Annotated in this window: 11 protein-coding genes; all 11 read left to right on the forward strand. The window is 37.2% G+C overall.

Annotated features, from left to right (window positions below; translation table 11 throughout):
• The first annotated feature begins 28 nt into the window (after window positions 1-28).
• The 11 genes from QZZ41_RS04325 to QZZ41_RS04375 all read left to right on the forward strand — a co-directional run bounded on the left by QZZ41_RS04325 (window position 29) and on the right by QZZ41_RS04375 (window position 14,031).
• A complete protein-coding gene (locus QZZ41_RS04325) occupies window positions 29-2,020 on the forward strand; it encodes a DUF3801 domain-containing protein (protein ID WP_295068645.1) in 1,992 nt (663 codons plus the stop codon).
• A 108-nt stretch (window positions 2,021-2,128) separates the two neighbouring features.
• On the forward strand, window positions 2,129-4,600 hold the full coding sequence (locus QZZ41_RS04330) for a VirD4-like conjugal transfer protein, CD1115 family (RefSeq protein WP_295068648.1): 2,472 nt from the start codon (window positions 2,129-2,131) through the stop codon (window positions 4,598-4,600).
• Window positions 4,601-4,621: 21 nt separating this feature from the next.
• On the forward strand, window positions 4,622-5,104 hold the full coding sequence (locus QZZ41_RS04335) for a hypothetical protein (RefSeq protein WP_295068651.1): 483 nt from the start codon (window positions 4,622-4,624) through the stop codon (window positions 5,102-5,104).
• Window positions 5,105-5,163: 59 nt separating this feature from the next.
• Window positions 5,164-5,658: a hypothetical protein gene (locus tag QZZ41_RS04340; RefSeq protein ID WP_295068654.1), complete on the forward strand. Its 495-nt coding sequence runs from the start codon at window positions 5,164-5,166 to the stop codon at window positions 5,656-5,658.
• Window positions 5,659-5,669: 11 nt separating this feature from the next.
• Window positions 5,670-6,830 carry a hypothetical protein gene (locus QZZ41_RS04345; RefSeq protein ID WP_295068657.1) on the forward strand — a complete coding sequence of 387 codons (1,161 nt, stop codon included), beginning with the start codon at window positions 5,670-5,672 and terminating at the stop codon, window positions 6,828-6,830.
• Between the two features lie 35 nt (window positions 6,831-6,865).
• Complete coding sequence (locus QZZ41_RS04350) at window positions 6,866-7,261, forward strand: PrgI family protein (RefSeq protein WP_295068666.1); 396 nt, start codon at window positions 6,866-6,868, stop codon at window positions 7,259-7,261.
• 10 nt (window positions 7,262-7,271) lie between these two features.
• On the forward strand, window positions 7,272-9,743 hold the full coding sequence (locus QZZ41_RS04355) for a VirB4-like conjugal transfer ATPase, CD1110 family (protein ID WP_295068668.1): 2,472 nt from the start codon (window positions 7,272-7,274) through the stop codon (window positions 9,741-9,743).
• A gap of 36 nt (window positions 9,744-9,779) precedes the next feature.
• Window positions 9,780-11,195: a hypothetical protein gene (locus QZZ41_RS04360; protein ID WP_295068670.1), complete on the forward strand. Its 1,416-nt coding sequence runs from the start codon at window positions 9,780-9,782 to the stop codon at window positions 11,193-11,195.
• A gap of 1 nt (window position 11,196) precedes the next feature.
• The gene (locus QZZ41_RS04365) at window positions 11,197-11,553 is read left to right on the forward strand and encodes a hypothetical protein (RefSeq protein ID WP_295068672.1); all 357 of its coding nucleotides are present in this window, start codon (window positions 11,197-11,199) and stop codon (window positions 11,551-11,553) included.
• Window positions 11,550-13,667, forward strand: a complete 2,118-nt coding sequence (locus QZZ41_RS04370; RefSeq protein WP_295068674.1) for a ZmpA/ZmpB/ZmpC family metallo-endopeptidase-related protein — start codon at window positions 11,550-11,552, stop codon at window positions 13,665-13,667. Before QZZ41_RS04365 ends, QZZ41_RS04370 begins: the two co-directional genes overlap by 4 nt.
• Window positions 13,660-14,031 carry a hypothetical protein gene (locus tag QZZ41_RS04375; RefSeq protein WP_295068676.1) on the forward strand — a complete coding sequence of 124 codons (372 nt, stop codon included), beginning with the start codon at window positions 13,660-13,662 and terminating at the stop codon, window positions 14,029-14,031. Before QZZ41_RS04370 ends, QZZ41_RS04375 begins: the two co-directional genes overlap by 8 nt.
• Window positions 14,032-14,044 lie beyond the last annotated feature (13 nt).

Here is a 14,044-nt window from a genome sequence, read left to right on the forward strand (position 1 = left end):
TTTTTATACCCAAACGGAGGTGGTACTAATGAATATGAGTGACGATATAGCTGGTGCAGTTATACAGGCTACTTCAAAAGGTGTCGAAGAAGCATTTCGTACATCAGGATCAGTGATGAAAGCAATATATAAGTTGCTACATTTCATAGCTGAACGTGACAGAGAAAAAAGGCGGCAGAAGACTGATGTAACTAATAAAGAGATTACTGAACTCAAAAATGGGAAAGTTTCAATTAAGGATTTAACGTCCTATTGTAGAAGTAGAGGAGATCAGCTCGTTACATCAGATATAGCAATAACAAAAGAAGATATGCATTATATAGCATCAGAAGCGAAGAAATACGGCGTTCCTGTTGCTTTCAGAAATGAAAAAGGCAAAGATAACGTATATGTTTTTTTTAAAAAAGGTGATATGTCGATATTTAATCAGATAATTACCGAAAATATGAAAGAAAAGGTTGCGACAAGACCGCAGGAGCTTTCAAACTTCAAGTGCAAGGAATGGGAGATACCATTTATTAACGCAGAACTGTCAAGACTTGATCTTTCGGCACAATTTGCAAAGATGAAAAATGGCGAGTATATGGCACTTTATGAAGCCAAAGATGCAAAAGCAATTGAAATCGCTCGTTCTGAGTTTGTTCGCAAAGCTAATGAAGTCGAGAACAACCTTGAATTTTCAAAAGATAATGATGGGTTCTTTAATATCAAAGATAAAATATCAGGTAATTCCCGTTCCTTTGACGATACTCCAAACAAGAAGTTTATCGCCCGTGAATTGCAGAAGTATTTTGGCTACGATGAAAACAAAGCTAATATAGCAGCACAGAAATTCGGAAATGAAATGCTTTCTGGTGACGCCAAAACGCAATATTTTGCAGATAGTCCTCTTAATGATTTTTCTTATGCATCACAGGTTTCATGGGAGAAAGAAGATGTTCTTGCAAAGGCTTATGAGTGCTACTATGTTACACCAAGGGAAGATGGAATATCCAGAGTGGTATATCAAAAAGATGACGGAAGTATAGCTGTTCTTAATCCACCACAGCAAACCAAAAAGCAAATGAGAAATATTCTTAAAAACGAGCTCGGTATAACGGATGTCAACGAACAGAATGCTCTTATTGATAAAGCTGAACACATTTCTACAGAAAATGCGAAATTCAGGAATGTAAACGGCAATATTGAAGATATTCGCATTCATAAAGTTTCTTTTGAAAAAAGTGCATTTGATATGACAAATACAGCTGTAGTTTCAGGTATGCTTAGAACTGACGAAGCTGGTAATACATATACTAAAACGCAGCCGATTGATAGTGTATCAACTGAAATAATAAGAACAGACAATAATGCATTTAAAGTCAAAAGTACAGCTACAGTAACAGAAACAGATCAGAATGGGCAGCAACACAGTTTACCACAAATGCAACAAAGAATACTTTCTTTTTCAAATAAGAAAACTGCTCTGGAGGAGCTAAAAGAGATGTACATATCTCAGGGCGTTCCAGAAGCAGCTGCAAAAGATATGGCAAAAAATGTTTACCATAAAGCTGAACTACAAAATGCCGTCCCTATTTTTGGCGTTAAGAAGATAAATGATACATCTTTTGTATTTATGAGAGGTAACAAGACGGTAGAGGTATCTATTGTTGATCGTGACGAAGCAGAGAGAACGCTGTCATCTGAATTTGATATTTCTGATAAAACCTCATCAGTTCTTATTGATAAGGCTGAAGAACTCGTTGTTACAAGTAACAACGTTGATACTCAGGTTGATACAAATATCAACGATGCAAATGCAGATAGTGACGTTGCTACAAGTAGCAACGAAAAGATTGACGTTGATTTAAGCTCTGAACGAAGTAGTACAGCTTCCATTAACGGTCACGAATTACATCCAGAGGGTAATATTCTCTCTGAACAGGCTGATAAAATATCGGATAACATCAATAAAACCGCTGATAAGCTGAAAGATGTAGCTGAAAAATTTGAGGAAGTTTCCTCACGGGGAGGTAGATAATATATGTCAGCTCCTCGTCCGAAGCCACGATTTACTAAAACCGATATTGTCGTATATAGTATTGTTTTAGTACTTACAGCGGTGTTGTCTGCTATATTAGGTTGCGCTATGGACTTCTCACGAACAGCAGACGGTAAGCTTGATCTATCCTCTATCGGCAATGGAATGAATTTAGCTACGAAAAATGTGCCATATATAATGAAACATATTACTGATAAAGACAGCTATGTATGTAAAATGTTTCTACTTGGCATTATGTGTGCTGGCATATTTATTCTCTATAAGTTTTCTATGACTCCAAAGCGGTATCATCGCAGAGGCGAAGAATACGGTTCAGCCAAATGGGGCAATAAAAAGGAAATAAAAAGTCTTGCTGACAATGAAATTAAGCCTGAATTTCACCCTATTTTACGTGACGGAAAGAGAGTGTTTAACAAGAAAGGCAGGATTATTGGAGTAACCATTGACAACAATATCATAATAGCGGACAAGTTAAAGTTGTCATTAAACACATGGCAGCATAATCTTAATTTGAATATGTTTATAATCGGTGACTCTGGCTCTGGTAAAACAAGATTTGTCGCTAAGCCAAATATATGTCAGCTCAATACAAGTTATGTAATCACCGATCCAAAGGGAGAAATACTTGCCGATACAGGTAAAATGCTCATAGAAGCTGGATATAAGGTAAGAGTGTTCAACACTATTCAAATGAAACATTCTAACAACTATAATCCGTTCCATTATGTATATGATCCAGAAGGACATCTATCCACACAAGACATTGTGAAAATGGTAGATGTTCTTTTTTCTGCCACAAAGGTTGATGGAGAAAAAGAAGATTTCTGGTCACAGAAAGGTAAATCCCTGTTACAGGCTATTATATTTCTTCTTTTTGAGGAAAGTGAGTATAACGCAGAGTTTGACAATGAGGGAAATATAATAGAGTCTACCCGTGATACAAGAAATCTTAATTTCTTTGCTGTTACAGAAAAAATGAGGAAACTGATATATCCGCCTAAAGGAAAGCCTGACGGTTATACGATGACTAAGAATGACGGAGAAACAGACGAAGATTTTGCAGAGCGCAGAAACAAGGCATTTCTTTGTCCTCTGGACAAAGACTACATCGAACTTGAAAAAAGAAAACCTGACTGTCTGGCATTACGAATGTACAAGGAAGTCAGAAATGCTCCGGAAGAAACAGGACAGTCGTTCCTTTCTTCAGCAAATGTTAAGACATTCATGTACAACTTGGAAGAAGTTCAGAATATAAGCTGCTGTGATAATATTCATCTTGAAACTATCGGTGACGAAAAGACAGCATTATTCATTATAGTACCAGCAACAGACAAAACCTTTAACTTCATGGTATCTATGCTGTATACGCAGATGTTTGATGTTCTCGCAAACAGGGCTAACTTCAAATATGCAGATAAAGGTCAGAAGCTTCCCGTTCATGTGCGCTGCATCATGGACGAGTTTTGCAACATATCTCAAATACCTGATTTTGAGGGTAAAATTGCATTTGTGCGATCAGCAAATATAAGCCTGAACGTCATTGTTCAGACATTATCGCTTTTTAAATCAAAATATGAAAAGACATGGGAAGGTATCATAGGTTGTTGTAGTACTATCCTGTTTATCGGTGGAAACGAGGAAACAACATCTAAATATATCTCAGAAAATCTTGGTAAAGAAACGATTGACATCAAAAACGACAGTCGTACAAAAGGACGTCAGTCAAGCACATCGACAAACAATCAGATACTTGGTAGAGAGTTGATGCAGCCCAATGAAGTCGCTGGTATTACGATTAAAGAATGCATCGTTAAAATGCGTTCACATAATCCGTTTCTCTGCCAAAAATATAATCTGAAAAAGCATCCGAATTACGCTTTTCTTGCTGATGCTGCTAAAACAGATAAAGAAAAAGCAGAAAGGACATTCCAAATCAGTTCAATTCATGCTGTTTCGGTAAAAGAGCTTAATCAAGTTGCTACAAGTAGCAACGATAAAAGCTCAGACACAGCTATCGACAATAATCTCGTTGACATAAGTAACAACGAAATAAAGGACGTTGTTATAAGTAGCAACGATGATAGTCCTGAATTTTCAGTTATACATGAAACAGTATTGATTGATACAAGCAATTCTATATCACCATATATCGATGCACTTACACTTTTTGAGAGACAGAAAATAAGGGTGTATGGCGATGAAGAATTGTCAAACAACGAAGTCGAATATGACAAAGTCAATCTTAATATCGAAAGATTTGACTTAGGTGAGCCGATTATAAGAAAGGAGGAATATGAGAATGAGGATCAGGAACAGGTCACGCCCGATGTAATCAATCCAGATGGTAGCATTGACGAAGCCGTTGCTACAAGTAGCAACGATGTCATGTCAGAAGGTATGATGAATTATGAAGTCACTGAAGCAGTGACTTCAACTATTGAGGACTTGTCCTCAGAGAATATAAGTGAAGCTATTATAACTTCGTCCGATATTCATACAGTGTCAGATGATGTGATACAAGACGATTATGATATGGACGATCAATTCAGAGATTTTTAATAAAAATTGGAGGAAATTATTATGAAAAAGTTTTTTATCCGTATATCAACAATGATTATGGCAGTATTCACATTGGCAATTATGGCAGCTCTCCCTGTTACAGCATTTGCAGCTGAAAACGAAGTTGCTGCTGTTGTGGTTGAGGAAGAAGTTCCTGCATACACAGAACAGGAAGAAGTTATTTACGTTCAGGCAATGGCAAATACATATGAAGAGCCTGTTATTCAGCAGCTCGGTAATCCACAGGGAGGTGGACAGCCGCAGGGTGGTTCCAAGTCAGGTTCTTCTTCAGCTGACGCAGCTTATGAGAATACAATGGACTTTATCATTACTTGGATACGCCGTGTTGGTGCAGCTATTGCACTCTTTGGTGGTTTTATGCTTGCTCTTGGACTTAAAAATAACGAACCAGAGCCAAAGGAAAGAGGTATAATGGCAATGGTCGCAGGATTTGTTGTATGGGCTATCTGCGGTGCTGTTGATATGTTTGACCTTTTCAGCTAAAAATACATATCTGCCCTTGTTTAAGAAGCAAGGGCAGAATACCTTTATAGGAGGTAAGAATGGAAACACTATCCCATTTTGCAGTTCTTTTAGATATACTTCCGACTCCGCCAACTGGAACTCCCAGTCAGCTTGCTAAAGATGGAATTACATTTTTTGCAACGTGGATAGCTCGATGTGGAGGACTTATAGCTTTTATAGGAGCTATAAAGCTTGGTCTTTCAATTAAGGATGATAACTCCAGAGATCAGCTGTTTGCATTACTTGTGATGGTTTCAGGATTTATGATAAAAGCTGCTGTTCAAGATTTGAATATTTTCAATATTCCAGCATCATATTCAGAAGCCGCTGCAAATGCGGAATTCCAGTCGATCTTAAGGTTTATTGGAAAGTGGACACGTCGAGTCGGAGCGTTTGGAATGTTTATGGGCGCAGTTGCGCTTGGTTTTTCAATGAAAAGCAATGATGCAGGTCAAAAAGTCACAGCTTTAAGAACACTTTCTGCTGGTGGTATTGTTGTTGCTGTATCATCTATACTTCACACATTCGTATAAGGAGGGATATAATGCATGGTGTAATACCTTATCCTCAGTACAAAAAATTAATGAAAATACGCAGAACTGCATATATGATTGTTATCATATGTGGTCTGCTTATGATATTTTGTCCGCCACTGGTAGCACACGCTGACTTGTTCGGATTTTATGTTCCTGATGTATATGAAGAAATTACAGAGAATGTTGATGAAACGAATGATATTCTTGGACAGGCTTTCAAGTTCTCTCAAACATCGCCTTATGATGTCGTTAATTCTATTCGTCCATCATCATCAACAGGAATACTTGCTATCAGAATAAGAGAAGCATCTAAAACACTTGCTCTCGTAACTGCAACGCTCCTTCTTATGGTTGATTTCTTCAGAAAGTCCATTAATTTTGAATGGTCATCGAAGTGGGAAAACGTTTTGATATTTCTGATAAAGATACTTGTTATAAAGCAAGTAGTGCAAAATGCAGATACAATAGTTGGATATGTCTATTCAATGTTTGACTCGGTAAACAAAGTAGCCACAAATTCAACTTTAAATTATTTGCCTAATGGAAACGCTTATAACTATACAGCTGTAATTGATCAAGGGTTAATCAAGCAGCTATCAAAAGGATGGTGGGATTTCTGGTATGATGTAGGTGCTGGAAATACAACCGATACTTATACATATCATATTTCACAAGATGCCGTAAAAATGTTCTACCCAAATGCAACTTTTCCAAGTGCTACAAGCTTTAATGATATGGACTCATTCAATGGCGCATTCCCTTCACCAACAGAAAAAATTAACTTCTTTCCTACATGGGAAATGGCAAAATTACAGCCATTGTTCCTTATAATGAAAGCAATTGCATATATCATATTTGTAATAGTTATTGGTAGAGTATTTGAACTTGCTGTATACACATTGCTTGCACCATTACCATTAGCAACATTTGCATCAGATACGACACATGAAGTTGCAAAAAACTTCCTGAAAAACTACATAGCAGTTGTTATTCAGATTTCTGTTATAGTGCTGATGTTCGTGGTATATGTTGGTACAAACAAATATGTCATTGATTTATTTGCTACAAATGGTTCTGCGAAATTACTGAATTTTATAGTTCTATGTGCCTTGGGACTCGGAGTAATGAGATCAGGAACATGGGCTAAAAAAGTATGTGGTATAGCATGACGTTGTTACAAGTAGCAACTCAGTAGAGGTGAAAAATGTTAGAAGTAAAAATTCCAATTGAAATACAAAGCTATAAGTCCAAAGTTATAGCTGGTTTATCACTGCGTCAGTTAATTGCTGTTGGCGGCGCATTTATTACTGCTCTGCCAATAGGTGTGTTTGGAAAAGGACACATTTCGTCAGATATAATTCCGTGGATTGTTATAGTAACAACCGTTCCGTGGGTGCTTTGGGGGTTTTTCACCTTTCAAGGTATGAAGTTTGAGGACTATTTTCGTTCATGGCTTTCTTTTAACCTCTTACCGCAGAAAAGAGTTTATGAAGATACAGACGGAAGCTTACTACAGGAACTACACGAAAGTTTGCTTGAAGAAAACCTTTTACAGCAAAGAGTGGACAGTGGAGAATATGAAATAGATCAGGAGGAGTGAAACAAGAGATATGAATTTATTTGGAAAGAAAAATGATAAAAAGCCTTCAGCTAAAGATCGTGACCGTGAGCGTGAAGTTCAGGGAAAATCAAAGAAAAAAGATAAAGTTCAGAAAGAAAAGCGCAAAATAAAGCGTACTACCATTCAAACATTACCATATGAGTGTTTTGTCAGCAATTATGTAATGCTTAATAAAACAGGAATAAAGGTAGGAAAACAGACAGCAAATCTCTATTCCAAAACATATCTTGTTCCTGATATTAACTATTCTGCTGTAACAAGAGAAGAACAGGAAGGTTTGCAAGCTCTGTATATTGAACTTCTGAATGGTTTCGATGATACAGCAAGCTTACAGATTTCTATCATAAATTCTCAGATAAACAAGGAGGATTTTGCAGATAGAATTCTTCTCAAAGATAAACATGATGGGCTCGACTCTGAACGTCAGGAATTCAATGGCATTTTAAGTGATAAGATTATTCATGGACAGAATGGTCTACAGTGTAGAAAGCTGTTCACTGTTACAGTAACAGCTATCAACTTTGACACTGCTAATACACGTTTCTTTAATTTAGAAGCTCACATGATAAACTGTTTGAACCGTATGGGAACTGACCTTATTCCTTTAAATGCCAATGAACGTGTAAGACTTATGGCTGATATACTCAGGGACGTTGACTGTAAGATTTTTCCTTGTTCCCGTGATGAGTTTGCAAGAAAAGCCGAAAAGCAGCACTGTTGTCCCGAATATATGGAATTCAAAAGAGATTACTTTCTTTTCAATGATAAGTATGCTCGCTGTATAGCTATCCAGAAGTATCCAGCATCTATAATTGATACAGTTTTCAAGGAAATCATAGAGCTTAACCAGACTATGATAATAACTGAAAATCTTGACTTCGTAGAACAAGCAGAAGCAATAAGGCTTCTACAGCGTAAAAATACGGATATGAGACAGGAAGCTATTGTAAAGACAAGAAGATCTTCCGAAGCAGCAAAAGGAGCTTTCGTTGATCCAATTGAGGGATCTCAGCTCCAGAAAGATATGGAACAGGCTCAATCTTTCCTTTCTGATTTACAGGAAAAAAATGAAAAAATGCTTCGTGGACATATTATTATTATGATAACAGCTGACACGTTCGATGAACTTGAAAAGAATACCGATGCTTTAAAAATCATGCTTCGCAAATTTCAGTTACAGCCTATGAAATGTGCTGGACTTCAAGAAGAAGCTTTTTGCAGTGTTTTACCTGTTGGTAATTCTTCTTCAATTGACAAGGAAAAAAACCTCCAGATAAGGAGAACTCTTTCTTCATCTGCCACAGCTGGTTTTATGCCGTTCAATTCAAAGGAACTGCTTCATGAAGGGGGATTATACTACGGACAAAACAAAATGACACAGAACCTCATTATTTTTGACCGCAGAAAGCTTAAAAATCCAAACGGCTTTATACTCGGAGTCCCCGGAAGCGGAAAGAGTTTCCTCGCAAAATTGGAAATGATTTACTCTATTTTACAAACAGACGAAGAGATACTTATTGTCGATCCTGAAGGCGAGTATACTGCTATTGCAGAAATGCTCGGTGGAGAAGTCATATATATTTCTGAGAATTCTCAGACGCATATCAATCCTCTTGACCTTACAGAAAATCCTGATAAGGAAGATAAAGAATATGATCCGATTAAAGCAAAACTTGATTTTCTTTTATCGTTTTTCTCGACAATTCTTGGAAATCAGGAAATTTCGCCTATCCAGAAAACCATTATAGACAATGTAATGCACGAAACATATAACAACCATACAGCTCCGACTTTAAAGGAATATTATGGTGAACTTGAAAAGTATGAAAACACAGCTGCCGATGAAACGAAATCAGCTGTTGCATATCTTAGACAAGCGTTACATCTCTATGTACATGGTTCAATGAACGTATTCTCAAATTCCTCGAATGTTAATATAAACAAGAGAATTGTTGTATATAACATCAAAGAACTTGGAAAAAATTTGCAGACTCTTGGCATGATGATAGTTCTTGAGAATTTGTGGGACAGAGTTGCCAAAAACCGTGCAAGAAACATCGGTACAAGAATTTACATAGATGAAATGTATCTTCTTTTCAAATCAGAGCAGTCCGCTACATTTTTCTATGAGCTTTACAAACGTGCTCGTAAATGGGGTGGCGTCCCAACAGGCATTACTCAGAATGTAGAAGATCTGCTGCGATCAGAGCAAGCAAGAACAATGCTGTCTAATACCCAGTTTGTTGTTATGCTTTCACAAAATGCTACGGACAGAGAACAGCTTGCACGACTGCTAAAGATTTCAAATGATACAATGGCATTTGTAACAAATGCCAGTGCTGGAAGTGGTTTGCTATATGCTGATGAATATGGTGTAATCCCATTTGAAAACAAATTCCCGACAAATACTCATATTTATGAAATCATATCAACCAAATTTGGTGAGACAAAAGCTGTCTGATGATATGGTTGATATTTGTATCAACGAAGAATGGAGGTGAGTGTCATAGAAACACAACTAAGACCACAGAGCAATAACTCTCTTAACAATGAGGTACCAATAAGCAGTCCTTTTCATCCATTACGTTCTGCCGCTAAGGTAACTGCAAAAAAATCATTTTCAGTTCTAAAGAATACAGCTGGTAAGGCTAATCCTTTCGATAAGCCTGTAAACAAAGCTGATACGGCGGATACAGGAACGGAGTCTTTAAAGCTCGGATATAGAGTTACCAAAAAGACATATCAGGCAGGAAAAAAGACCGTTAGAGGTGTCAAAGTACTATATAAGGCTCCTGTCAAGACAGCAAGGATAGCAGTTGGCACAGTAAAACTTGCTGGAAGCTTGGTTGTCCATACTGCTGCGGTCTTGTTAAATCCAATATTCTGGATATTCTTAGTTGTTTTACTTGTGGTTGCTGTTTTCATAATTCCTGTAGTTCTTATACTGGCTGGCGGTGCTGGTGGTGGTTCTACAACGAATAAAGCTTATGGAACAGCCGCAGGAGTTAATAAAGATATAACAACTGCTTTTCCTGAAGCTGAGGAATTCTACAAAATAGCAGCTGAAAACAAGCAAAATGCCTTTAATTCCATGATAGACTCACTGTATTATTCTACTGACGATCTTTCTCATTCAAATCTTGTGTATATGAAGTGTAGTCATGACGGTTCTGAATATCAGACAAGTATGGCTACGGATAATAGAAAGCAACAGCTAAAAGACAAGTTCAGCAATTCTCTTTCAAAAGCAGAAGCCATAGCTCTTGTATATGTATATCTCGAAAAGCAGAAAAATGATGAGAATAGTACATCTGCTCAGATTTATGAAGTTGAGTTTACGCAACAGTCTTTTGATGATCTTCTTAATAAGATGGTTTCATGGACAGAGACAACTTATGCTAATCAAGAATGCCCACAGCATAATTGTACTGTTCATAAAGAAGAAGTTCATAATCCAGACTGGGATACTGCAAAGTATAACTGCGATACATCTGTGAATGCATTTTATGAGTGGAGGGACGTTATACAGCCACTAATAGAGCATAATATGCATATCCCTAATGGTGCAGCTCAGTCTCAGGATTGGGACGCCAACATAGGCTGGCGAATAGACAACTGGAATTTGGTATATTCTTCATTAATGGGAAACGCATATACATCGAATTATGGATATGATTGTCTTGCAGATTTGGATCGAATATCCGACTACTATATAGACATCTTGAATAAGACTCCAGAAAACAATGTTATTGAGACAGTTACCTGTGATAGAGTACATGACTTGCATTCAATTGGACTTGACATAATCTCTAAAGACAGCATTATGGACTCATGGGGCTTCGATGATAATTATAAGCAGTGGGTAGAGCTTACATATCAGGGTTTCCTGAATAATCCGAATATACAAGACTAATATGAAAGAAGGTACAGAATACATGAAATCTCATTCAGAAAGAGCTAAAATAGTTCGTTCTTACTTTGAAAAAAATAAACTTTTTTCTGTTGTAGTAGCTATTATAGTCGTTGCGCTTATAGGCAATTTCATAGTCAATAAAGTTGCTGAAGCAAAGGCAAAAGACATGGTATCTTCCTCAGTGACAGAAACAATGGATAATATGGAAGAAAGCTCTGCTGATACAAATATCAATCAAGAAGATGAAACACACTGGCGGTTCTACTGGATAGATCTCTGGATATTACTTGGCGGTGGTGGTTTCTGTCTGATTAAGATTTTACAAGAAAAGAAGAAGGCGAAGGAGAAATTACAATGATTTATTTCAGTCGTGTTCACTGTGTAAGTTCAAAAAACAAAGAAATAACTACATATATTATTTTTGACCAAAACCAGCAGCAGTTGAATGAAGATATTCTTAGAGAAAATCAGCAGTTCAAAGAGTTCATGCATGACTATAAGCCAAAGATTGTATATGTAGATTACGCCGTATATTATACCGATGAAGCGTTAAACAACAGTATGCAGCCTGAAACTTTTGAAAATATAATAAGTATGAATTCTACTTATTATTCTCAGGGAGAGCTTACTATTACTTCAAATAAAGTGGTAAAAAAGAAAAAAACATCGGTAGGCACTATAATTTTTATCAGCTGTATATGTGCTTTGATAGCTGGATTTGCTGGGCTTGTAGGCGGAAAATTTATTTTCGGACGCATACAGGCAGCTCCGTCTGAGGAAGTTGAAGCAGCACATACTAACGAGGACGGAATGATTGTCCCCCAGCAAATAGCACTCGAACCTGATGCGGAGCAAATAACAGTTTCAATTGACCGTTCATATTCAGCAATTCCTACGGAGGACTTGGAACTGAAAGGTGCAATAGTTGATGGAAAAGCTGCTATCACACTTCCCGAGTTTGATAAAACTGATTTTTTTACTCATGTATCTGGCTATACATGGGGGTTTACTTCCGTCCCTGACGGTAAGAAAATAGAGTATTATGGTGGTCAGACTTATGATTTTACAGAAAACAAGAAACTGTATCGTGTGCTTGTCAAATATGGTGGTGGTTCAGGCACTAAGGAAGATCCGTATCTGATAGATTATTACGATCAGCTCGAACTTATGGCTTCGGAGGAAGCGAGAGGTTACTTCAAACAGGTTAAAGATATAAGCTTTCCTGAATATGCATCTCATACTCCGATAAATACTGTAAATGAACTTAAAAGCGATCCTGACTCAGAACGCTTTGAGTATGACGGTAATGGATTTGTAATTGATAATCTTGATAATCCGTTGTTTGGAGAGATTTCAGGTGCAACAATCAAGAATGTAAATCTCAGAAACGTTGTTGTTGAGAGTGATTTGTACAAAGATTATGGTGCAATAGTATGTAATGCTTATAATTATCAATATAGAACTGACAATAATTTATACCAGACAGGAGAAACGCTTATAAAGCATTGTTCTGTGGCTCACGCATCGATTATTATTGGTGCAGAGCCTGAAGAAGAAACAACAGAAGTTGCAACAGGCGAAGTTGTACCACCTGACCTCATTGAATATGACGAAAATGGTAAAGTTATTGAGCATGATGAAAAGGACAAAAAAGAGAAAGCGGAGCCTACAAAAATGGCACAAGGATATTCGATAGGCGGTATAAGCGGTAACGGAGGTCAGATTGAGGACTGTTACGTTGAGGATATGGGTATTACGGTAAATGCCGATGATTATATTCTCAATGTAGGTGGTATTTCTGGCAAACCAGCAAATGTAATCAACAGTGTTGTTTTCAATTACTCTGCAAATGGTAATATATTCAATGCTGGTGGAATTGTAGGTTCGGCTGCCGGTTCTCGAATGTATGATGCAAAAGGCAGAGAACTTCCTGATTATTACGGTGGAAACATACAGGGCTGTGCTGCAAGAATGGTATGGTTCAATAATGAAGTAGCCGCTGGTGGCATTGCTGCTGTAGGTGGTAGCGATGCTGAAAATCCTATTATATCAAATTGTTATGCAATGGAGATGTACTTCAATTGCGGTGAATATTCAAAAGATAAGAAAACTCTTATGAAAGAGGGTATCTGTGGCGGTATTATCGGTACAGAAGGTGCATTTAAGAATGGTCATACCGTAACAAATACCGTATCTGTTGCCGATAAACTTGTTATTGGCAAGAAAATAAAATCTAAATATGATGAGACGGTAAGACAAGCTCCTGACTATGCTTTTTATCAGGGGAACATCATCACTGTAATTAATAGTCCTACGGTTAATCCTGATGATCCAAAGGAAATTTTTACAGGTATATTCAAGTTTGATAGCTCCGATGTATTTGGAGACAAAGAAAAAGGAGCTTTAAGTTACCCTGAAAATATTGAGGACTTATTTTCAAAAACAATTATGGAGGTAAATGCAAATGGATAAACAGGAAATGAATGCTTTAAAAAAGGATATTCAGAAGCTCAAGACCACTAAAAAGAAGCAAATGGAAGCAGCAGACAAGTGTAGGGACAAAATAACGTCCCTACAGTCTGAACTTTCTGAAACTGAAAAAAGCATTGAGGAAACAGAGGCTGAACTTGTACAGAAAGAAGCTCTGCTTAAAAAGGCTGAGTATTCTTCTGCTCTACAGAAGCTCGATGATGCAATATTAAGCAAGTTCTCAAAGAGACAGGCTGAACTACTTACAAAACGTATCATGTCTGGTGAGCTAAATTCATTATTAACAGAAGACAACGTTGTTACAAGTGATGAAAAAGAAAACGTTGCTACAAATAGCAACGAATAATAGAACAGGAGAA

It is taken from the genome of Ruminococcus sp. (genome assembly GCF_016283395.1).